The following is a 20,781-nucleotide window of genomic DNA, read 5'->3' on the forward strand; positions in this document are numbered from 1 at the left end:
GAGTCGATGCGCCTCCGTGGGTGGGAAGCTGCCCTCCGGCCCGAAACGTCAGGTGCCCAAGCCTGTCTCACCCTCCAGGGCGAAGCTGGCGAGAGCTCGGTGGGTTGCCGGGATGCTTCGATCGGCCCGCCCGGCCCCGAGGTCCGAGAACCGGAGGCCGACGATCCTGTCCTCTTGCACAACGAGCAGAAGCGGCCAGGCTGCGTAATTGCTGGAACGCCAGCTCCAGAAACTGCAGCGGCTCGACTCTCTCCGCGGCTGGAGCGCTGGCGGGACGCACTGATCGAACGCAACGCGCTCCGAAACGGAGCGTACGGCTGCCCGCTCGGCTCCCTTGCAAGCGAGCTGGCCGATCGGGACGAAGAGGCGCGTAAGGCGATCGCCCGGCACGTCCATACCTGGGAGGGTCTGCTTGAGGCCGGTCTCGAGCGGATGAAGGACTCTGGAGTCCTCCGCGCAGACGCGGACGCCGGAGAGCTCGCCGCCAGCCTCATGGCCGCCCTTCAAGGCGGCTACTTCCTTGCCCGGACGGCCCAGGACGTCAAACCCATGAGGATCGCCCTGGACATGGCGATCGGCCACGTCAAGGCCTATGCCGTCCTCGCCGAGGACGGCGATCCGCCGGCCGGGGCACGGGAGGACGCTTACAACGGCCAACACCGTGACTCAAGTTGCCGGCGGGTGATCAGCCAGCAGGCTGGTCTGAGGAACGCTTCGTGGATGTCTGCGCGTCGTTCCCAGTGCACACGCAGCCGACTCGGCCACCTCATTGTGCTTGCCGTTGTAAGCCGTCTGGGGCGCGGCGGCGCCGAGAAGCCCTGGTCTGGCGCCACAGGCGATTGCGTCGCGGTACCCGGGCCGAACTGGACTTTGCCGTCCTCCTGGTCGGCGGAGGCAGCCCGGCTGGGGACGAGACGACGGGAAGATGCCTCTGTCCACGCGCTCTGTGTCCGCATGTAATCCAGCCGCCGGCCGAGATTGGCGGCCCTCTGTGCAAGAGGCAGGTCTCCTCCATGCTAGACGGGACCATTTAGTCCTTAAAATTCGCCGATCTGCTGTACGTTTGGGGAGAGCGGTCCCTTGCGGACAGCCAAGCAGCCAAGTCTCACAAGGATCTCCAGGGCGGTAGGCACTATGCATGCAGGTGTCCAGTTCTCAGTGCTCGGCCCGGTCCGGCTCCACAGGCAGGGGAGTGAGGCCGCAGCTGGTCAGCCGAGGCAGTGCGCCGTGCTCGCTTCGCTGCTGCTCAGGGCGGGCAAGCCTGTAAGTCTCTCGAAACTGGTGGATGACGTGTGGGGCGACGAGGCCCCACCGTCGGCCGTAGGCTCCGTGCGCACGTACGTTTACAGGCTCAGGCAGGCACTGGGGGAGCAGAGTGACAGCTCCGTGAGCCTGGTCGACGGGGGCTACGTGCTGCACATCCAACCGGACGCTCTGGACCTGAACAGATTCAAGGAGACGACGGCAAGGGCGAGGGAGGCGCGTAGCACCGGCGACCTGGAGTCTGCGGCGAGCCTGCTGACCGAGGGCCTCGAGATGTGGAAAGGAGTGGCCCTCGCTGGGGTCCCGGGGCCGTTCGCGGACCGGCAGCGCAGCGTCCTCGGCGAGATGCGCCTCGCCTGTGCGGAGGAGCAGCTCGCCTGCGAAGTGGAGAGAGGGCACTACGCCGAGGCCGCCGCGGAACTGTCCGCTCTGCTTGTCGAGCACCCGCTTCGGGAGCGCGTATGCGGCCTCCTCATGACCGCGCTCTACGGCGCTGGCCGGCAGTCGGAGGCGCTGACGATCTACCACACGACCAGTCACCTGCTGCGTCAACGCCTCGGCGTCAGCCCGTCGCCGGAACTGCAGCAAGTCCACGAGCGCATCCTCTCCGGGCGATTCCAGCTCCCGCAAAGCGCCGACCGCCCGAAGGGCGCGCCGGCGACGCCCCCGCCGCACGCCCCGGCTCAGCTCCCGGCCGCCCTGCCTGGCCTCGTCGGCCGTGAGAGGGAGCAGGAGCAGGTCGAGCGCTTGGCCGCCGATGCAGAGGCGTCGTCCTCTGTGGCCATCTGCACGGTCGGCGGACTGGCCGGCGTCGGCAAGACGGCTTTCGCCACCACCGTCGCGCACCATCTGGCTGACCGCTTCCCGGACGGCCAGCTCTTTGCAGACCTTCAGGGAGCAGGACCGGAGGCCGAGCCGCGGGACCCTGCGCACGTGCTCGAGGACTTCCTGCAGTCATTGGGGGTCCGCGTCGCGGACATGCCCGAGACCGCGCAGGCACGGGGGCTCATGTTCCGCGGCTTGCTGGCCAACCGCCGAGTGCTCGTCCTGCTCGACAACGCATGGAACACGGACCAGATAAAGCATCTCCTCCCCGGAGGCCCCGGCTCCATGGTCCTTGTCACCAGCCGCATGCAACTGCACGCGCTCGTCGCTGCGTATCAGGCACTTCCCCTGACGCTCATGCCCCTGAACCAGACGGACGCGCGCAGCCTCCTCGCGCGCCGACTCGGCGCAGCGAGGACAGCAGCTGAACCAGAGGCCGTCGACCGCATCATCCGTCTGGCTGGGCAGCTCCCCTTGGCCCTGGCCAACGTCGCCGCCCGCGCGGCGTATCGACCCCAGCTGCGTCTGGCGAGCCTGGCCGACGAGTACGAGGCACCGGAGCACAGCACCCTGGACGCCTTCGCGAGCGACGAGGACCAGACGCTCGACGTCCGGGAGTCCATTACCCGCTCGTACCGCCTGCTCGACACCGAAACAGCCGCGCTCTTCCGCGACCTGAGCGTCTGCCCAGACCCCATGTTCGCGGCATCGCAGGTTGCGGACCTGGCCGGACGGCCCGAGCGCCGCGTCCGCCAGGCCTTGTCGCGCCTCACCCGAGCGCACCTCGTCGCGGAGATCGGTCCGGGTCGATACAGCTGGAACCGGCTTGTGGCCGCCTACGCAGTGGAGCAGGCGGGGCAGAGATTCCCCGACCAGGGCAAGCCGGCCCGTTCCTGTGGCGAGCAGGGGCCGGCATCCATGTCGTTGTCACAGGCGCCCTGCGGAGACGTTGCCATGGCCAGTAGCCGTGACCGAGCAGTTCCCGAAGGGGGGCATGCCCTACCGGGCGGCACCGTTCTACGAGAAAGAACTGACCAAAGAGTGTAAGCGCCGCGACCCCTTTGTGTGGTGCGACGACGGGCGGACCGGGTCCAGCCTGTTCGCCGATGTACCGCGCATAGTCGGCCGGAGAGTCTCCACTACGGCTGCATTCACCGTCTGCGACGGGATCGCGGAGGCCCTCCGGGAGGTTCCGACGCCAGGGAGCATCTCGTCCGTGGGAGTGCAACGCTCCGCTCGGGCCCGTTGGCGGCGAAGGCGGAACAGCCCAAACCGAAGGGTCGATGAGCCAGGGACGACTTCCTGTCCCTCCGTAGCGGGTCCGGAGGGCTCTATGTTGGCCCGCCCAGGGCAGGCGCATCCACGGAGGACCCGGCGTCGCCGGGACGGTATACGCGCTTCCTGCACTTTCGGCCCGGCAGCGGCTGCCAGGTCGGACGCGTCAAGCAGCCTCGGTAGGCGTTGAGGCCGGTCGGACCCACCCGCTCACCCGGACCAGTCGCCGGGCCCGCTGCGGAGGAGCCGGGCCGGGTGCCAAGCCCCTGGACTGTCCGGAGCGGGCTGACGCCGCACGCCGGCTTCCGCCCGGGCTGCACACAGCGTGACCGCCCGCCACCGGGGTGGAGGTCGCGGTCCCGCGTGGGCCGGCCTGCTCACCAGCCAGTCGAGACAGTACGGGAAGGCGCGCCCCGCGACGCGCGCGACTTGCTCATCGAATACGCCGAAAACCCCCCGTCCGTGAAATCTCGGGATGCGCGCACGGCGAAATAAAACAGCGACTTCGCGTAGACGGCCTGTAGATGAGTCTCGTGATTGGCTTGTCGGTACGGGATTGACCTGAGGATTGAAGGCCATGCGCTCTGCGGATGTCAAAAGAATGTGCCACTCGGCTCCAGACGGACGTGCCGGAAGCAGCGGTAGCGCCCCGGCAGCACGGCCCGCCGAGGGCCGAGGGCAACTCGACCCGGAATCCGCTGCCTGGGTGGACGCGCTCGAGGACGGCCGTGGGCCGCAGTACGAGCAGGCGTGCACGCGGCTGCACGAAATGTTGGTGCGCATTGCCATGGATGAAGTGTTTCGCCGGGGTCCTCGTTACCGGATTACCGGGCCCGAGCTGAACGATCTCGCCCACCAGGCGGCCGCCGACGCACTGATGAGGATCACACGCAAAATCCGGGAATTTCGAGGCGACGCCAGGTTCACCACATGGGCGTTCCGATTCGTCGTGCTTGAGGTGTCCAGCAAGCTGGGCCGCCATTTCTGGCGTGTTTCAAATGCCCGGATCGACTTGGACGAATGGGCGCAAGTGCCCGACCGCTCCGGTATCGACCCCGTCAGCCACTGGCAGGCGCGAGAGCTGGTCGAAGCCGTGCGTGACGCAATCGAGACACTGAGCGCCCGCCAGCGGCAGGTGTTCACCGCCGTCGTCAACGGAGTCCCCCTGGAAGCGCTGGCCAGTGAGTTGGAGACGAACCGCAACGCGCTCTACAAGGCGATGTTCGACGCCCGTAAGAAACTGCGAGCTCAGCTGATAGCCAGCGGACATCTCAGTGCCGCGGGCTGATGCAGCGGTGACTACGTCGGCACGGGCAGCGCTGACCAGGCGGTTTGCAGCGCGGCCCCACACGTCCCGGGCGCTCGGCTGCTGGTCCTGCACCTGCACCTGTGGTAGCCCGCGCCGTGGCGAGAACAGTGGTAGCAGGAAGACTAGGCGACCGGCTCCGATGGCGGACCGCCGAGGTAACGGGTCGGCGCGTGGAGTCGGCGACGGCCGTCACCCTGACACTGGACCTGCCGGGCTGGCCCATCCCGATGCCCGCGCCTACTTCAGCGACGCAAGGAAGCGGGCAACACCAGCACCGAAGCCATACGCGCACTGCGACGGCGACTCTCCGACGTCGTCTACCGCGCCCTCCTCAACGACGCCCACATCGGCACTCACCAGGACTTCCTTCGGCAAGCAGCCTGATCGGCATAGGAGCATGAGGACGCAACGCGGCCGTGACAGGGCACCGGGGCGAGCACGGTGGCCAAGGTGCCCAGCACGCCTGTGCACGTGACACTGAAAGGGCGAGTGACAGTAAGAACCCTCACCTGCTGGGCGCAGTTCTCTGGCATACCTATTCGTCAGTGGCCACCGCGGAGGAGTGCCGGCGGTTCGGGTCCCGGCTCGGCGGACGGAGGCTCTGGCACACAGCATGCAGAAAGCCGGGCACGCGCAGCCCTCACGCTGCTCTGGCCGGCCGAGGACCTGACGGCGCCCCGGCGGTACGCCGGACAGCCCATGGCTCTTTGAGAGAGGAAGCTGATGGGGGACGAGACACCGGCTCAGAAGGCAGCCCGCCTGGGGTGCGCCACGCTCGTCGACGCCATGAACCGGGTCCACGGCCACCGAGCGCATATACCCGCCATGTCGAGCCCCGACCCTCTCCGCTGTCTCTTCGGGCCTGCAGCCACCATCTCCTATCTCCCCTACCGCGAGGACCTGGTAGCAGAGGGCCATGACTTCCGGTACTACTTCTACGAAGCACTCGGCAACCCGCCCGTGGCGGGCCAGGTGCTCGTGCTCTCCAGCGGAGGGCACGCCGACGTGTCCCACGGCGGGGGCACAAAGCTTGCCAGAGCAGACAGCACAGGGCTGGCCGGCGTCCTCGCCGACGGCCGACTACGTGACTTCGGCCAGTTGCGTGGCTACAGCTTCGCCACCTGGTGCAGGGGGGAGGCGGTCCGATGGGGCGGTGACACGGTGATGCCCTACGCCTGCGCTGTGGCTGTTGAGATTTCCGGTGTCTGCGTGAGTCCCGGTGACTACATCTACATGGACAGCGCCGGTGGCGTCGTGATTCCCTCCACCAGCCTGCGGCGGGTGCTTTCCATCGCCGAGGACATCTCAGCCGAGGAAGCGGAGGCCGCGAAGGGCATGAGGTGAACAGGCGCAGCCAGGCGAGTAACGGCGCAGGCCCGCGGGAAGTGGCGGCTGCTGGAGGCCCCGGGTGCTTCTGCTCCTTCTGGCCGCCCTCCTACCAAGCGTCCTACGATCTGCGCTGGGTGGTGGAAGGGGAAGCAGTCGTCGCCCTTCGGTTCTCCGACCTGAGGAGCGGTACCTTGCTTCGACGGCCGTTTCCAGTAGCCCCAGGTTCCGCTTGAGGTGACAAATCCGAGCGGTGGCCCACCAGCTACCAGCGGCCCCGCTTTCCGTCGTGGCGGGCACCACCGAGCTTGCCGCGCCGACGGCGTGCCATCCGCAGGGGAGGCCATGGGTGGCTCAGTCGGCGCCGACGGGGATCGACAGTACTGTGATGCCGCTCATGTCTAGCCAGACGGTCTCCGGTGCGCGCACCAGACGTAGCATGACCTGTCCGCACTGCTGGCAGCGGGCTACCAGTCCCGGTGCCTGGCGGTATAGGTGCAGGAGCGCAACGGCCCCTGTGTTGCTGCAGTGCGCGCACTGGCTGGTCGCTGCCGTCAGGTCGACCGCGAAGAGTTCGGCCAGAGGGCCGGCCAGCGCGTTGCCGTCGATGTAGCCGCCCTCTGCGTCGCGTGGGATACCAGTGGCTGCCGGTGTGCCTGCCGTCATCTCAGTCCTCTCCTCAGCCGAAGCGCTCTGTGCGGACTCGCTCGGGGTCGTGTCCGAGGAGCACCAGGTAGGCAGCTGCCTTCTCGACGAATGCCGTGGGTCCGCAGACGTAGCAGGTGGGCGCGAAGTCCGGTGGCCATCCGTGGCGTACCAGGTCGTCGGGTGTGATGCGGCCCGGGGGGCGCGCGGACTCCTGTGGCGCTTCCCGGGTGTAGATGCGTGTGACGTCGACCCCTGGTGTTCCTTGGCGGATTTCTGGCCCGTACAGCAGCTCGGCCGGCGATCGCAGGGAATACAGCGCCCGGAAGGGAACCCGGCTGCCGGCTGCACGCCGCGATCGGATCATGCACATCAGCGGCACCAGCCCGGAGCCTCCGGCCACGAGCAGGATCGGTTCTTGCTGCTCCGGCTGCCAGACGAACCAGCCTCCGACCGGTCCCCGCAGTTCCAGCTGGTCGCCGGGCCTGAGCTCGTCGACCAGGTAGGGAGAGACCTCGCCCTCAACGACGCGCTGCACTGTCAGTTCCAGGCGCGTTCCGTCCGGGGCCGAAGCGATGGAGTAACTGCGTTGTGTGCTGTAGCCGTCTTCCGCGGTCAGCCGGATGTCCACATGCTGGCCTGCCAGATGGCCGGGCCATTCCGGCACCTCCAGCACCAGCGTGACGGCCGTCGCGGACTCAGCGCGACGTTCTATCACCTCGGCGACCCTCCATCGGAGCCGGTCGCCTAGTCTCCTCGATACCGCTGTTCTTGCCACGGGTCTCCGTAATTGTGGTATCCGGCGCTCTCCCAGAACCCCGGGATGTCGTTCTCCCGCAACTCCAGTCCGTGCACCCACTTCGCGGATTTCCAGAGGTAGAGGTGCGGGACGAGCAGTCGGGCCGGACCGCCATGCTCGGGAGCGAGCGGCCGGCCGTCGTAGCCGTACGCGATCCAGGCCTTGCCGTCCAGAAGATCCTCCAGCGGGAGGTTCGTGGTGTAGCCCCCGTAGGAGGAGACGAGGACGTACTCGGCAGCCGTCTCGACATCGGCGAGCAGGACGTCCAAAGACACCCCCTGCCACCGGGTGCCGAATTTCGACCACTTGGTCACGCAGTGGAGGTCTGCCGTCGGGGTTTCCGACGGCAGCTTCGTGAGGGCGGCCCAGTCCCAGTCGTGCCGCATCCCGGTCTCCGTGGTGACGGACAGCTCCCACTTGTCTGTGCCTATCCGCGGCGTGGGCCCGGCCGAGAGGACCGGAAAGCCCGTGGTCTCGTACTGTCCGGGTGGCAGCTTCCTGTCGGCGGGCGGCCGACGGCCGTGAAAACCGCGCGAGATGATCGCCATGCTGGCCGTCCAATCGGCTCGTCGTAAGCAGGGCTAGCGCCCCTAAAAAGTATCAGCGACGAGGAACACGCGCCTCTTGTCTTCCTTCTCTCCCACAGCCCTCAGCCGCACCTCTGGCCTTCGGCGCGACGTCGGTCCAGAGATTGCGCAGTCAGTCGAAGTGCCCGGCGGCCGCCAATTGAGCGCGCAACTTCCTGCGCGCGTCGAAGATGGCCTTGTACAGCGCGTTCGGACTGGGTTCGAGCTCGGCGGCCAACGCTCCCGCAGGAACGCCGTGTATGACACCGCCGCGGCTTCGCCCGCCGCCGACGCACTAGCTGTATTGATCACGAGCGTTGTCAACGCCGGTCAGGCTTGACCATGGCGAAGACCTCCGTTGTGGTGGAGCTGACTCGGAACGCATGGCATGGAGGTCTTCGTGTCCGCCGTAATGCCGCCTGCGGCAGGAGCGCGAGCTGGGCGCGGGTCGGATCGGGCCGATCCTGGGCCTGCCCGTCTCGACCGCCCACGGGACTCTCGCCCGGCACGGCCTGAACCGCCTGGCCCTCCTGGATCGGACCAGGGGCAGGGCACCGCCGCTACGAACGCAGCCGGCCCGGCGAGCTGGTTCACGTGGCCGTGAAGAAGCTCGGTCGCATCTCCGGCGGCGGAGGGGGGCGGGTCCACGACCGTGCCGCCTGCCCGGCCGCCGCCGCACCACCGGCTACGACTACATCCACGTTTCAGGTCAAGACACCTAGCGGGCCGACTCCCCATCTTCGAGGCTTCGGCCGCTGCGGTCCTCGGGAGCTGCCGCGAATGTCCTGACGTGGGCGATCGCCATGTCGAGTGCGACTCGCATCGGGTGTACGTCCCGAGCGGTCTGGGACAGGAGGTACCCGCCCTGCAGGGCGGCCATGAGGCCTGTGGCGAGCGCCTGAGTGTCTGCGTCCGGCCGTAGCACCCCGGAGTCCCTCATCCTGACCAGCCCCGCCTCGATGAGGCCCTGCCAGACGGTGAAGTGCCGGTCGATCGCCTTGCGGGCCTCCTCGTCCTGGTCGGCCAGCTCGCTCGCCAGGGATCCAAGCGGGCAGCCGTAGGCCCCGTTGTGCAGGGCATTCCGTTCGACGACTGCGTCCCTCCAGCGCTCCAGCCCACGGATGGAGTTGAGGCGCTGCAGGTGTCGTTGATGCCGTTCCAGCACTTCGGCGGCCTGCAGCGCGACGACGTCACGCATCAACGCTTCCTTGTCGCGGTAGTGGCGGTATAGCTGCGACTTACTCGTTCCGCTGGCCGCCCTGACGTCGTCGAGGGTGGTCATGGCGACTCCTCTGACGTGCATCATGTCGGCAGCGGCCCTCAGAATGCGCTCGCGGGTTGCCCGCCCTCGCTCAGTCAGCCGGGAGCCACTCTTCTCGCGCGCCTGTTCCGCCACGTCGGTCAGGTTACCTGCCCGGACGGTAGCAGGACCAGAGAAAGGACCTCAAGGTCCTTTTTCCTGGCTCCCTCGGTCCGGTGCCCTCGCCGCCGAAGGGCCAGGGCTGTCGAGGGTCGGATAGGCGACGTCCAGGATGCCCGCGTCGTCCGCGTCCGGGGCCACTCGCGTGTGCAGCCCCTTCATGAGCGGACCGCTGGGGGCCGTCGAAGTATGCGATGTGCTCACTCCGATGGAGCACGAGGGTGCGCTCGGCCTCTCACGCGATGACTGCCAGGACGAAACTGCGTCGCCTAGCCCTTGCAAGTGAGCTTGCGAGGCATCCGAGCTCCCGTAGTGCGTACCACGCTTCTCTCAAACTGGGCTTGACAGCCCAGAGTCGAGTAGCGTTAACTGCAGAAGTAAGTGGGCTGGCAAGCCCAAAAAGGCGGCAGTGTTCACGGCCGCGACGAAGACCGGGCTCTGGAGCAGTAAGAACCGACTTGGGCTCGACGCTGACCACTACACACTCACCGGAGGTTGCTGCGCCATGTCACGACTGAACGTTCTCTCATGACGACGTCCCCGACGGAACGAAGCGCATCCTCGACAACGTGGGCGCACGGTTCGGCTTCGTCCCCAACATTTTCGCGACTCTCGCGTCGAACCCGACCGCTCTCGAGGTCGTCACGACCCTGCAAAGCTGGCGATACACAGGTACGTATCGTCCGAGTTCGGTGGCATGTCGAGCGATGACATCGACTTGCCCCGGGCCGGGAGCTCGATCGACCCCAAGCGCGCCGCGGTCGCTCGTTTCGCTCAACAGGTGGTGGCGAGCCGCGGTCAGGTGAGCGACGCAAGCCTCGCGGCTGTGCGAGGCGCCGGGTACACCGATTCGCAGGTCCTGGCGATCGTCACGGTGGCGGTGCAGGTCCGGGGTCAAGCGCATCAGTGTGGGTCCAGCGCTCTACACCCACGCAATGGAGGCACTCGAACAGGCCACCAAGGCTCTCGTCGCGGGTGACCTCACCGCCGCGACGACAGGAATCAGCTTCGAGCGCATCAGCGACCTGCTTGCCCGCCGCGCGAACTAGCCCAAACCCCGCGAACCACCGCTCCTCACCCACTCATTGCAAGAAGAAGGCACATTCGCATGAATCTCGACAAGCTCATGAACAAGCACCTCACCAGGTATTTCGACCCCAGCAAGACCATTCCGGAGGAGACCCTTCAGCAGCTGCTGAGGTTCCTGCGCTCCACGCCGACATCGGTGAACGTACAGCCCAACCACTTCTACGTTCTCACCACGCCCGAAGGGAAAGAGCGGCTCGCCGACAACCTGGGCGAACGATTCCAGGACAACGCCGAGAAGATCCTGAACGCGTCGCACACCATCATCCTCACCACCCGGGCCGATCTGCCCGACAGCCACCTCGAGGCGGTGTTCACGAAGGAGAGGGCCGACGGCCGGTTCCCTGACCCGTCGAAGCAGGAGCTGTGGGAATCCATGACCCGAGACTTCCTCAACCTGCGCAACTACGGCTACAAGGACCTGAACCACTGGATGGAGAAGCAGACCTACATGGCGGTGGGCCTGACCATGATGGCGGCCGCTGAGCTCGGCGTCGAGGCCACACCGCTGGAGGGGTTCGACCCGACAAGTGTCGACAAGGCGTTCAAGATCCGCGAGACCGGACACAGCACGACGGTGCTGCTGGCCCTCGGTTACCCCGACCCGGAGAGGGTGTACACCACGCCGATCTCGCGATTCGACGCCGACCAGCTGTTCACCTTCCTCTAAACATCCACCCGGGAACCAGAACCCACAACACATGGAGCTCGTAACACGATCTGACCTTGCCGGCGTGCGGGCGCCGTCGCTCGTAGCGGCCAAACGGGAGACGCCACCTTGGGCCCTGGCCGTACGGGTCAGGGCATTGGGATCGATAGAGGAGTTGATCACCTTGGACGGACAGGAGCTGCAGAAGATCGCGGGCGACTGCGCTGTGGGACTGCCCGGCGTCGACCTGGAGCATCGTTTCGGCCCCGACTGGAAGGTCTACAAGGTGCACGGCAAGGTCTTCATGCTCATGACTAACATGCCGGGGCGCCCCGTCGTGATCCTGAAAGCTGATCCGGACGACGCCGCAGCGCTGCGTCAGCAGCATGCAGACATTACCCTCGGCTATCACATGAACAAGAAGCACTGGATCACGGCGGAAGGCGGGGGCACCATCGACGAGAAGCTGGTGAAGGAGCTCGTGATCGACTCCTACCGTCTCGTGGTCGGCGGGCTTCCCAAGGTGGAGCAGTCTGTGGATCCGCGCACCTACGGCCGCCGCGCCTGACCTTCGTCATACCCATCAGCGGCGAGAAGCTCCAGGACAGCGAGAAGCTCTAGGACAGCGAGAAGCTCCAGGACAGAGCGCGCGACACGGCGCTGGCGATTCGACAGAGCGCGCGACAGGGCGCTGGCGATCCGCCCCCGCCGGGCGCAAGTACCCGAACCGCCACGCATACCAGACCCATGACCTGCGAGTTCACGATGCACGCGGCTCATTGGCCTGCAGCATCATCTCCTGGACTCGACTGGGGAAGCACCGCTCATGACCGTGTTACGAGCTCATACGAGGAAGGGGACAATCTTAATGAAAGCCATTGTGGTGACCGACCAAGCAGCGGGAACGGCAGGGATGACGCTCACGGAGCGACCTGAGCCGTCCGCAGCGATCAACGACGTCATCGTTCAGGTTTATGCATCGGGCTTCGTTCCGACTGAGATGGAGTGGCCATCGACCTGGACCGATCGCGCCGGCCGTGACAGGACACCGTCGATCCCCGGCCACGAGCTGGCCGGAGTGGTCACCGCCCTCGGCTACGGCACGACAGGGCTGTCGGTCGGGCAGCGGGTGTTCGGCCTCGCCGACTGGCACCGCGACGGCACCCTTGCGGAGTACGTGGCGATCGAAGCACGCAACCTCGCACCGTTGCCCGGCGACGTCGACTTCACGGTAGGCGCGTCCCTGCCGATCTCAGGTCTGACCGCGTGGCAGGGGCTGTTCCAGCACGGCCGCCTTCAGGCCGGCCAGACCGTCCTCGCCCATGGCGCGGCCGGGGCAGTCGGGACGATGGTGACCCAGCTCGCGCGTGAGGCCGGCGCTTACGTCATCGGCACCGGACGCGCCGCCGACCGTGAGAAGGCACTCGACTTCGGCGCGCATGAGTTCGTCGACCTCGAGAACGACGCGCTGAAAGACGTCGGGGGCGTTCATCTGGTCTTCGATGTCATCGGTGGCGACGTTCAGAGGCGGTCCGCTGCCCTGATCAAGGCAGGAGGAACGCTGGTGTCCGTCGTCGGCCCAGTCGAGGCGCGGCCCACGGACGGCCTGGCGGTGGACTTCGTTGTCGAGGCCGATCGCACCGAACTGGGTGAGATCGTGCGGCGGGTGCGGGACGGACGGCTGCGGACACACATCGGTGACGTCGCGAGCTTCGATGATGCGATTGGTGCCCTTAACCCGAGCACGCGACGCAGCGGGAAGACAGTCATCCGCGTACGCCCGTAGGGAGTGGATGGCCACAGTCCGACTGGCGGGTCTTCCTCACGGTGCACGAGGTGAAGCGGCTCGGCCGCGACGCCGCCGAACTCACCGCGCGCGCCGACCATCTGGCCTACGGCCTGGTGCTGGAGATGCTCGCCGGTCCCCCCGCTGGAATGTAGAACCCAGCGGGCACGGCAAGCTGCTGTTCGCAGGCTTCTCGACGCTGGCGGAGACCGAGCGGGGAAACATCCGCGAGTCGGCCCTGACAGGGGCTCGACGCCGCCGCCCCCGAAGGGGTCCGTGTGCGTCTACGACGACGATCACCTGGTATGCGCCCCGATCCAGTCCGAGCAACTTCTCGGCGTCGTCGGGGAGGCCGCAAGCCGCGAACTCAGGGAACTGCTTGAGCAGCTGCGCGCACGGAGGAGAACTCCCGGTAGGCTGTGTCCCGTTCGGCGCCGGGGCGGAACGCGGTGCTGCGGTGGCAGTTCATGAAGGCGAGCTGACGCCCAAGTGTCACTCCAGGCTGCCAGGTCATCCGCGGCGCACTGTTGGGGATCGAAGTCGTCGTCAGGCGCAACCCCGAGGGCAAGGGGAAAGGGTTCGCGTCTTTCGCGGTGGTCCGCATCGACCAGATCCTCCTCCGCGGCGTGGACCCGCACCGCTCCTGGGTCCTCTCGGCCGACGGCAGAGACCACCTCCCGGCCGCGGCGGGTATCAGCTGGTGAGGTACCGGAGCCGGGACCTCTTCGGTGCAGGGGGCCTGCACGCGGTGCCCGGGCGCGCGGCGGGGGGCCGAGCGGGGAGTGAGTTCGATCAGGCGGAAGACCCGGTAGCGGTGCGGGCGGAAGGGCTCGTAGAAAGCCTCGATCTCGCTGTCGTCCAAGCGACGGCCGAGCAGGGCGGCACCCGTCATCCGGCCGAGGTGGTGGTCCCCGAGGGGGAGAGCGTCGGCGCCCCCGAGCGTGCGGTGGCCGACCTGGGCGGCGGTCCAAGGCCCTATACCCGTCAGCTTGGCCAGGAGCGCGTGGGCACGCCCGGGATCGCCCGAGGACCGGTCGATGCGAGCAGCGTGCTGGGCTGCCTGGATCACGGTGCGGGAGCGGTGTAGGTCGACGCCAGCCTGGCGCCACCCCCAACCGGCAACCGACTACCACCCCTTTGGGGTCGGTGGCAGGCGCATGCCCTGCGGGGCGGGGCGGGGCCGGGGGGTTCGGTGCCGTGCGCCCGCACGAGGCGTGCGAAGGCGGCGTGGGCGTCCAGACCGACGACGCGCTGCTCGATGATCGCCGGGACCAGCGCTTCGAACAGCCGCCCGGTGCACGGCACGCGCAGGCCGGGCATCCGGCGCAGCGCGCGCTTGAGAAAGGGGTGGTCGGGCCGGAACAGCTCAGGGTGATCCCCAGCGCCGAGTTCGGTCGGGACGGTCTCCACCAGCTCCCGGGCCGCGGGGCCCCAGGCGTCGATGGTCAGGTCATCGAGCCGCTGTTGCCGGATTCGATAGCTGACCGGCCCTGTGGAAGTGAGCGCGGTGCGCCAGAGGGCCCGGTCGGGCGTGACGCGGTGGGTGGGATCGTGGTTGCCGCGGCGCAGAGCGGCCGGCGTCCGTCGTGCGTCGACGGGAAAGCCGGGCTGCCAGTGGAGCGACTCGGCCGGTGGCTGGAGCATCTGGCTGCTTTCAGGAAGGCCGAACTCTCTCGGGGGTCGTGCCCATCGGATCAAACGGGCGCAGCCGCCATGCTGGGCACACGTCGAAGGTCGCCCGCAGCATGCACGGTGGGAAGCAGGGCGCACGTGGGAAGAGCCGGGATTCCGGCGGGCGTCGAGTCGTGTCGGCGCTGCCGGAGCGGGCCCATGCAGAGTTCGAGCTGGATCTCCGGCGGGGACAGGTGCTGGTGTTCGGTGCCGGCGTCGATCTGGTGGCTGGAGCGCTCCTGGCGCAGCTGCTCGTTCTTGTCGGCTTGCACATAGATCTGACGCGTGATCAGGTCCTCGCTGTTGAGGCGGGAAGTCGCGGGGAATCGGTTCGGAAGTGGCTGGAGTGGACCTCCGCCCCGTTGATGCAGTGGTACTGCGTCGCTCGAATCGGCCTCGGTACAGCCGCCCACGGTGGCGGCTGTACCGATGTTGTCCGCGCACCAGTAGGCAAGTCCGTGATTCTCTCGCACGCGAGGCCTCAGTTCCGACGGAACGGCTCCCGAGGACTCGGTGAGGAAGCGCGGCGGCATGGCGGTCGCCACTCGATGAGGCCTGTGCTTCCATGACCGACATCACCCCAGTACGGATCTGGCCGGGCGACATCTCGAGGGTGCGCGTACGGGGCGGCACGTCGGCAATCCTCTGACCGTGAGGCTCGTCATGATTACTCATCATGCTGGCTGGTCCCGGTCGGGTCTGTATGCGGGTTGCGTGCAGCGAGGACAGTGATCACGGTGGCAACGAAGGCGAGTGACCCGTACCCGAGGGCGATCTGCGGTAGCGAGAAGGTGTTCGAGAGTTGCCCGGAGATGAAGCTGAGGAGGGCGGCGCCAACGTAGCAGAGGAGGTAGATTGCGCTGAAGATGGGTGCCCGGTCGGCGAGGGTGCTGCCGTACAGCAGGCCGCGGGTGGCGGCACTGATGGCGATGCCCTGACCGGCGCCTGCCACGATGGTTGCGGCGATGAACAACGCCAGCGTGCCTGCGTCGATCGCTGTGATGATGCCGATCCATCCGGCGAGGAAGATGATCATGCCCACGCGTTGGGCCGCCGCCGATGTGAACCGGCCGCCGAGGGGAGCGCCGAGAACGCTGGGGGCCATATAAGCGGCGAACACCAGTCCGAGCACGAGCGAGCTGCGCGTATGGAGTTGATCTTCGACGAGCGCAGGCATGAAGGCCTGGTAGAAAGCCCCGGTCGTCCAGGTGGCCACGAACACCGCGGCCGCGACGGGAAGCAGATGACTGACCCGAGCCGGTACCCGGACGCGGGGTACCAGTGATCGCCAAGTGCCGGGCGTCGGCTCTGCGGTCTCCGGGCTGATGAGGATGAGTACGGCAGACAGGACGAGGAGACCGGCGGAAACCAGGTAGATGAGGTGGCGTGGCCAAGGGCCGAACTGGACCAGGGCGCCAGAAGCGATCGCGCCGAGGGAGAGGCCGAGCATTGGTCCTTGGCTGGACGCGACAGAGGCCAACCAGGTCGGCCTGCTAGGTGCGGCGTCGACGATGTAGGAGGTAAGGCTGCTGCTGGCCAACCCCGTACCGACGCCCATCAGTAGCCGAGCGGCCAGCAGAATGCCGATGTCGTGCACGTTCAGCAGCAGCAGACAGCCCAGCATGAGCAGGCCGAGGCTGGCGATCGCGGTGAGCCGCCGGCCCAGATGATTGGACAGGCGTCCCAGCACCAACAGTGCAGCGATAGTGCCCACGGAGTTGGCGACGACGGCCAGCGCGATATCGGCGTTGGTGAACCCATCCTCAGCCCGATAGGTGTTGAACAAGGGAATCGGCGTGACCAGCGCGGCGAAGGAGGCCACCAGGGAGACCACCGCAGATGAGAATGCCAGCCGGAGCGTTCTGCCCCCGCGAGCCAGGTTGATCACTGGTGCCACGTCTTGCATCGAGCCGTGCCTTTCCATCGTTGCGTCATCGTCCATCTCGTTTACGTCGATCCACGGCGCCGTCTTACCGGCCAATGTTGCGATCTCGCCCGCTCCTCAACTGCCTGCAGGCGCAGTCGGCTGCGCCTGCGTGAGCCGCTGCTGCCCGAGGCCACTCCCGCCTGGCCTGCAGAGAAATCCACACCGACGAGAAGAAACAGACCGCCACCGGCTTCTGGTGCAGGTCTGTTTCCAGTCGACCAACGCTCGATCTACAGGGGGTCTATGTCCGATGCAGACGCCGTGGCGTCGGTTGGTCGAGCACCACCCAACTCCTCCCGGCGCGCCTGGAGGCTCCCACGGGCGAGAGGGCCGCTCTGCCTCGCCGGTCGGGTGCGCGCACCGGTGCTGGTGGCCCTGACTCTCCTGCGGTCGGCCCGCCCTACCACGTACCTGTCGGTAGCAGGGCTCCCGTACCGGGCTCGGGCGGGTGTCCACCAGTGGGCGCATGTCGGGCACACAGTTCGGGCCGTCTCCCACGGGGCGCGACGTGGACCCAAGGCCTGACGAGGTCCGACTGCGCGGACAGGTGCAACGTCGACGACGTCAGGCCCAGGCGGGCTTCGCGCTGCTCGCGCTGTCGAACCCTGCCGACCAGCGCCGCAACACGGGACCATCCGCTGGTGTTTGTCGAACGGTGCTCCGCCGTCCTAATGTGGACCCGATCGTCCAGTCCAGTCGGCTCCAAGCAGTGGCGCACCCATCGGGCCCCAGGGTGGAGCGCGCGGCAGCGGGCGGCGGTTCGCAGGACGAGAGTGGCAATCGAGAAACCCAAGCGTGCGCAGGCCCTTCCCGTCGTGAGCGGGGTGCGGTCGGCGTCGCGCGGAGATGCATCGGGCTGTGGCCGGGCAAGTCTCTAACGACGATCAAGCCTGTCGGCCTGATCTGCAAGGCGACATAGCTCCGTACTAAAATGGACTTGAAAGTCCAGTTACGATCGAGGCCGTGCAAGCCGCGCAGGCAAAGTATGCGGACCTCATCGACCTTCAGCGCCCGGGGGCGACCACAGGGTCGCACCAGTCCTGAACCAACCCGCTGGCTCCGCCGACAGAAGGTGTTCGACAGTGACGACCAACATCGAGGCCGAGGCGGCCTTTCGTGTACAGAACAACGCGGCCCTCATCGCTGCTCTGGACGAGACCGGTCTCCGTGAGGCCGAGTCCGCTTGGGAGCTCGATATCGCCAACGACGCGGAGCGCGGTCGCTGGACCGCTTCCCTCGGTCCCGAAGCGATCGCAGAACTCCGATATCGGTTCGTCGGCGGCCGCGTCGTACTGTTGACGACCTGGGTCGACCCCGCCTACCGCCACAAGCGGGTAGCCGCGGAGCTCATCGCTCTCGTGCTGAACGAGATCCGCGAGAGCGGAAAGAAGATCACCATCATCTGCCCGGTTGTGGGCGAGTTTATTGCCCGCCACCCGCAGTACCTCGATCTCATCGACAAGGCTCATCCGGGCTCCGGCGCCCACCCAGAGCACGAACCCGCAGACGGGCCGGACGACGAGAGGCAGATCGCCGCGCTCGAGCACGACTGGATGTAGCCGTCCGTCTTTCAAACGCGCTTCGAGTCGTCCGGCGAGTCGGGAGATGGCCGACGCGGACGAGCATCGTCAGCGCCCCGACCCCCACCGATGCCGTCGGCGCCGTCAACCCGACTGAACGGGATAAGGGCAAAGACAACCATCGGGGTTCTTCCACCACTGGACGTGGAGAGAACAGAGATTCCCCGTTATCTCGTGCATGAGGTGAACGAGGGCTGTTACGGAGAGAGGTATTCAGATGAAAGCGATCGTGGTGACCGACCGTGCCGCGGGAACGGCAGGGATGAAGCTGGTGGAGCGACCCGATCCGGACACGGCGGGGCTCGCTAGTCTTGATGGGGCGAACTACGGCGATGTCGTCGTTGAAGTTCATGCGTCGGGATTCACCGGGGATGAGCTGGAGTGGCCCTCGACCTGGATCGATCGCCTCGGCCGTGACCGCACGCCGTCAATCCCGGGCCACGAGGTGGCCGGTGTAGTCACCGCCCTCAGCTACGGAACGGCGGGGCTGTCGGTCGGACAGCGGGTTTTCGGCCTCACCGACTGGACCCGCGACGGGACCCTGGCAGAATTTGTCGTCGTCGAGGCGCGCAACCTTGCGCCGTTGCCTGGTGACGTCGACTTCACGGTAGGGGCAGGCGTCGCGATGACTGGCCTGACCGCGTGGCAGGGGCTGTTCGAGCACGGCCGCCTCGACGTGGGGCAGAGTGTCCTTGTGCACGGTGCGGCCGGCGCGGTCGGCTCGATGGCGACACAGCTCGCACGTGAGGTCGGCGCCTACGTCATCGGTACCGGACGCGCTGCCCATCGTCAGATGGCGCTCGACTTCGGCGCACAGGAGTTCGTCGACCTTGAGAACGACGTGCTGGAAGATGTCGGCGGCGTCGATCTGGTATTCGATGTCTTCGGTGGTGCCATCGGGAAGCGGTCCGCGGGTCTGGTTCGAGCCGGGGGAACGCTGGTGACCGTCGCCGGGCCGCCCGAGGCGCGGCCGACCAACGGTCGGGCGATCGACTTCGTTGTCGTATCCGATCGCGCGCAACTGAATGAGATCGCGCGGCGCGTGAAGGACGGACAGCTACGGACGAACATCGGCCAAGTCGCGACCCTCGACGATGCTGTGGCCGCCTTCAACCCTACCGAGCGGATCAATGGGAAGACGATCATCCGCGTTCGTCGGTAAGGAGGGCCCAGAGGCAGCGACCGTCCTTCCTCAGGCATGCCGCTTCGGCGATCTCCCCGACGGGCCCGCTCGTAGGGGAGATCGCGCACGCACTGACCTCGGGGCGTGGCGGAGGACGTGAGTGCGCGGCAGCGCCGCAGGGCCGACCACCTCGGCTACGAGGCCGGCGATAGGTGTTGTCTTGGGTCCTGGGGTCGAAGATCACCGATGCGGTGACCGATGATGACTGGCTGGCAGAACCAGCCCGTTGACGAGGTCCTCCAAGAGAAACCGACACGCCGAGCGGTTCGTGTGCTCGGTACGCAGCACCAAGGCTTGTGCCCCTCGACGAGTTTCACGGCACCGGCCTAGGGGCGGGATCTCGGCGGCGGCATTGGTGTGTCGGCGTGGGGATCGAGAGGGAAGCCCTCATCGGTCCCCGCTTTGGAGAGCGTTTATGCAGGTCAAGCCCTATATACGGCACTCACTCCTGCCGTATTTTGAGGGCTTTCATCCCATAGGTGGTGAATGGCGCTCTCCAGGCGGAGGCTCGGCCATCCGCCTCGTTCGCTTCTGTATCTGGAAGTCCGTCTGGTTTGAAGTTGCTGCGGAATCGCCCCATGAACGGCGGAACTGAGCCCTCCGCCTCGCCCGTGATCACCTACGCCGTGAGCGAGCGCAAGCCGTACCCCAGCGACCTGTCCGACGCCCGATGGGCGCTGATCGAGTTGACGTTGACGGCCTGGAGAAAGGCCCGACTCGACCGCAGACCAACCGGACAGCCGGCCAAGGTCCATTACGGGACGTCTTCAACGCGATTCTCTACGTGAACCGGACCGGAATCCCCTGGAAACACCTCCCGCACGACTTCCCGAAACACGGCACCGTCTACGCCTACTACGCCGCCTGGCGCGACGAGGGAATCTTCGCCCACCTCAACTACCAGCTGACCGGACCGGCGCGCGTGATGGAGGGGCGCAAGCTCCAGCCGACCGCATCCGTGATCGGCACCCAGAGGGTGAAGACTTCCACCAACGTGCCCGTGACCAGTCAGGGAACGGACGCCGCGAAGAAGATCGTCGGCCGGAAGCGCGGCATCCTCACCGACACGATCGGCCTCATCCTCGCCGTGACCGTCACCGCCGCCGGGCTGTCGGAGAACGCCCTGGGAATCTGCCTCCTCGACCAGGCGAAGGAACGTACCCGACCCTCTCCAAGAGTTGGGTCGACACCGGCTTCAAAAATGCCGTCGTCGAGCACGGCGCCACCCTCGGAATCGACGTCGAAGTCGTCAACCGGAGTCCGGAGACCCGCGGCTTTCAGGTCGTGAAAAGACGCTGGGTGGTGGAGCGGAGTATCGGTTGGATCATGATGCACCGCCGCCTCGCCCGAGACTACGAGACCCTCACCGCCGGCTCCGAGGCCATGATCCACATAGCCTCGATCGACAACGTCGCCAGGCGCATCACGGACGAGACGACACCCACCTGGCGAGGGACGTACTAGGACGCAA

General features: G+C 66.9%; 17 protein-coding genes and 4 pseudogenes. 12 read left to right on the forward strand and 9 right to left on the reverse strand.

Going from position 1 to position 20,781, the window contains the following annotated elements; translation table 11 throughout:
* Nucleotides 1-6: 6 nt before the first annotated feature.
* Nucleotides 7-504 (forward strand): annotated as a pseudogene (locus ACIP94_RS30455) (TetR family transcriptional regulator C-terminal domain-containing protein); the annotation flags it as partial.
* Nucleotides 505-644: 140 nt separating this feature from the next.
* Here the strand turns inward: ACIP94_RS30455 and ACIP94_RS30460 are convergent.
* A pseudogene (locus ACIP94_RS30460) lies at nucleotides 645-755 on the reverse strand (IS5/IS1182 family transposase); the annotation flags it as partial.
* A 472-nt stretch (nucleotides 756-1,227) separates the two neighbouring features.
* Here ACIP94_RS30460 and ACIP94_RS30465 point away from each other — a divergent pair.
* The 3 genes from ACIP94_RS30465 to ACIP94_RS30475 all read left to right on the forward strand — a co-directional run bounded on the left by ACIP94_RS30465 (nucleotide 1,228) and on the right by ACIP94_RS30475 (nucleotide 6,016).
* Nucleotides 1,228-3,135 carry a BTAD domain-containing putative transcriptional regulator gene (locus tag ACIP94_RS30465; protein WP_402432709.1) on the forward strand — a complete coding sequence of 636 codons (1,908 nt, stop codon included), beginning with the start codon at nucleotides 1,228-1,230 and terminating at the stop codon, nucleotides 3,133-3,135.
* A gap of 934 nt (nucleotides 3,136-4,069) precedes the next feature.
* On the forward strand, nucleotides 4,070-4,651 hold the full coding sequence (locus tag ACIP94_RS30470; protein ID WP_402432712.1) for a sigma-70 family RNA polymerase sigma factor: 582 nt from the start codon (nucleotides 4,070-4,072) through the stop codon (nucleotides 4,649-4,651).
* 744 nt (nucleotides 4,652-5,395) lie between these two features.
* Nucleotides 5,396-6,016: an RraA family protein gene (locus ACIP94_RS30475; RefSeq protein ID WP_402432715.1), complete on the forward strand. Its 621-nt coding sequence runs from the start codon at nucleotides 5,396-5,398 to the stop codon at nucleotides 6,014-6,016.
* A 336-nt stretch (nucleotides 6,017-6,352) separates the two neighbouring features.
* Here the strand turns inward: ACIP94_RS30475 and ACIP94_RS30480 are convergent, their stop codons facing one another.
* From ACIP94_RS30480 to ACIP94_RS30490, 3 genes are read right to left on the reverse strand one after another with little or no spacing between them, the layout of a single operon-like run.
* Nucleotides 6,353-6,664 carry a DUF6510 family protein gene (locus ACIP94_RS30480; RefSeq protein WP_402432718.1) on the reverse strand — a complete coding sequence of 104 codons (312 nt, stop codon included), beginning with the start codon at nucleotides 6,662-6,664 and terminating at the stop codon, nucleotides 6,353-6,355.
* 13 nt (nucleotides 6,665-6,677) lie between these two features.
* On the reverse strand, nucleotides 6,678-7,421 hold the full coding sequence (locus tag ACIP94_RS30485; RefSeq protein ID WP_402432721.1) for a ferredoxin reductase: 744 nt from the start codon (nucleotides 7,419-7,421) through the stop codon (nucleotides 6,678-6,680).
* Nucleotides 7,391-7,990: a sulfite oxidase-like oxidoreductase gene (locus ACIP94_RS30490; protein WP_402432724.1), complete on the reverse strand. Its 600-nt coding sequence runs from the start codon at nucleotides 7,988-7,990 to the stop codon at nucleotides 7,391-7,393. Before ACIP94_RS30490 ends, ACIP94_RS30485 begins: the two co-directional genes overlap by 31 nt.
* Before the next feature lie 576 nt (nucleotides 7,991-8,566).
* Between ACIP94_RS30490 and ACIP94_RS30495 the strand changes: the two are divergent.
* A pseudogene (locus ACIP94_RS30495) lies at nucleotides 8,567-8,709 on the forward strand (IS481 family transposase); the annotation flags it as partial.
* Nucleotides 8,710-8,726: 17 nt separating this feature from the next.
* Here ACIP94_RS30495 and ACIP94_RS30500 read toward each other — a convergent pair.
* A complete protein-coding gene (locus tag ACIP94_RS30500) occupies nucleotides 8,727-9,404 on the reverse strand; it encodes a TetR/AcrR family transcriptional regulator (RefSeq protein WP_402432727.1) in 678 nt (225 codons plus the stop codon).
* Between the two features lie 1,132 nt (nucleotides 9,405-10,536).
* Between ACIP94_RS30500 and ACIP94_RS30505 the strand changes: the two genes are divergently transcribed.
* From ACIP94_RS30505 to ACIP94_RS30515, 3 genes are all read left to right on the forward strand, one after another.
* Nucleotides 10,537-11,184 carry a nitroreductase family protein gene (locus ACIP94_RS30505; protein ID WP_402432730.1) on the forward strand — a complete coding sequence of 216 codons (648 nt, stop codon included), beginning with the start codon at nucleotides 10,537-10,539 and terminating at the stop codon, nucleotides 11,182-11,184.
* A 163-nt stretch (nucleotides 11,185-11,347) separates the two neighbouring features.
* A complete protein-coding gene (locus ACIP94_RS30510) occupies nucleotides 11,348-11,731 on the forward strand; it encodes an MmcQ/YjbR family DNA-binding protein (protein ID WP_402432733.1) in 384 nt (127 codons plus the stop codon).
* 300 nt (nucleotides 11,732-12,031) lie between these two features.
* Nucleotides 12,032-12,949 carry an NADP-dependent oxidoreductase gene (locus ACIP94_RS30515; RefSeq protein ID WP_402432736.1) on the forward strand — a complete coding sequence of 306 codons (918 nt, stop codon included), beginning with the start codon at nucleotides 12,032-12,034 and terminating at the stop codon, nucleotides 12,947-12,949.
* A gap of 367 nt (nucleotides 12,950-13,316) precedes the next feature.
* On the opposite strand, the gene ACIP94_RS30520 is transcribed toward ACIP94_RS30515, so the two are convergent.
* Nucleotides 13,317-13,553 carry a hypothetical protein gene (locus tag ACIP94_RS30520; RefSeq protein WP_402432899.1) on the reverse strand — a complete coding sequence of 79 codons (237 nt, stop codon included), beginning with the start codon at nucleotides 13,551-13,553 and terminating at the stop codon, nucleotides 13,317-13,319.
* Here ACIP94_RS30520 and ACIP94_RS30525 point away from each other — a divergent pair.
* Complete coding sequence (locus tag ACIP94_RS30525) at nucleotides 13,477-13,653, forward strand: hypothetical protein (RefSeq protein WP_402432921.1); 177 nt, start codon at nucleotides 13,477-13,479, stop codon at nucleotides 13,651-13,653. The two genes, ACIP94_RS30520 and ACIP94_RS30525, sit on opposite strands and share 77 nt — an antisense overlap.
* A 361-nt stretch (nucleotides 13,654-14,014) precedes the next feature.
* Here the strand turns inward: ACIP94_RS30525 and ACIP94_RS30530 are convergent, their stop codons facing one another.
* The 3 genes from ACIP94_RS30530 to ACIP94_RS30540 form a co-directional block, all read right to left on the reverse strand.
* The gene (locus ACIP94_RS30530) at nucleotides 14,015-14,593 is read right to left on the reverse strand and encodes a hypothetical protein (RefSeq protein WP_402432738.1); all 579 of its coding nucleotides are present in this window, start codon (nucleotides 14,591-14,593) and stop codon (nucleotides 14,015-14,017) included.
* Between the two features lie 50 nt (nucleotides 14,594-14,643).
* A complete protein-coding gene (locus ACIP94_RS30535) occupies nucleotides 14,644-14,892 on the reverse strand; it encodes a hypothetical protein (RefSeq protein WP_402432741.1) in 249 nt (82 codons plus the stop codon).
* 395 nt (nucleotides 14,893-15,287) lie between these two features.
* On the reverse strand, nucleotides 15,288-16,562 hold the full coding sequence (locus ACIP94_RS30540; RefSeq protein WP_402432744.1) for an MFS transporter: 1,275 nt from the start codon (nucleotides 16,560-16,562) through the stop codon (nucleotides 15,288-15,290).
* A 1,067-nt stretch (nucleotides 16,563-17,629) separates the two neighbouring features.
* On the opposite strand from ACIP94_RS30540, the gene ACIP94_RS30545 reads away from it, so the two are divergent.
* The 3 genes and pseudogenes from ACIP94_RS30545 (at nucleotide 17,630) to ACIP94_RS30555 (ending at nucleotide 20,774) form a co-directional block, all read left to right on the forward strand.
* Nucleotides 17,630-18,106, forward strand: a complete 477-nt coding sequence (locus ACIP94_RS30545) for a GNAT family N-acetyltransferase (RefSeq protein WP_402432746.1) — start codon at nucleotides 17,630-17,632, stop codon at nucleotides 18,104-18,106.
* A gap of 238 nt (nucleotides 18,107-18,344) precedes the next feature.
* Complete coding sequence (locus ACIP94_RS30550; RefSeq protein ID WP_402432749.1) at nucleotides 18,345-19,289, forward strand: NADP-dependent oxidoreductase; 945 nt, start codon at nucleotides 18,345-18,347, stop codon at nucleotides 19,287-19,289.
* A gap of 647 nt (nucleotides 19,290-19,936) precedes the next feature.
* A pseudogene (locus ACIP94_RS30555) lies at nucleotides 19,937-20,774 on the forward strand (IS5 family transposase).
* The last annotated feature ends 7 nt before the right edge of the window (nucleotides 20,775-20,781 follow it).

This window comes from Streptomyces sp. NPDC093261 (assembly GCF_044753645.1).
GTDB lineage: Bacteria > Actinomycetota > Actinomycetes > Streptomycetales > Streptomycetaceae > Streptomyces.

Excerpts from the sequence above, each read along its gene's own strand:
- ACIP94_RS30515 (WP_402432736.1), top strand. The coding sequence starts at position 12,032 with ATGAAAGCCATTGTGGTGACCGACCAAGCAGCGGGAACGGCAGGGATG.
- ACIP94_RS30520 (WP_402432899.1), bottom strand. The coding sequence starts at position 13,553 with ATGCGGACCACCGCGAAAGACGCGAACCCTTTCCCCTTGCCCTCGGGG.
- ACIP94_RS30475 (WP_402432715.1), top strand. The coding sequence starts at position 5,396 with ATGGGGGACGAGACACCGGCTCAGAAGGCAGCCCGCCTGGGGTGCGCC.
- ACIP94_RS30550 (WP_402432749.1), top strand. The coding sequence starts at position 18,345 with ATGAAAGCGATCGTGGTGACCGACCGTGCCGCGGGAACGGCAGGGATG.
- ACIP94_RS30530 (WP_402432738.1), bottom strand. The coding sequence starts at position 14,593 with ATGCTCCAGCCACCGGCCGAGTCGCTCCACTGGCAGCCCGGCTTTCCC.
- ACIP94_RS30480 (WP_402432718.1), bottom strand. The coding sequence starts at position 6,664 with ATGACGGCAGGCACACCGGCAGCCACTGGTATCCCACGCGACGCAGAG.
- ACIP94_RS30540 (WP_402432744.1), bottom strand. The coding sequence starts at position 16,562 with ATGGACGATGACGCAACGATGGAAAGGCACGGCTCGATGCAAGACGTG.
- ACIP94_RS30490 (WP_402432724.1), bottom strand. The coding sequence starts at position 7,990 with ATGGCGATCATCTCGCGCGGTTTTCACGGCCGTCGGCCGCCCGCCGAC.
- ACIP94_RS30505 (WP_402432730.1), top strand. The coding sequence starts at position 10,537 with ATGAATCTCGACAAGCTCATGAACAAGCACCTCACCAGGTATTTCGAC.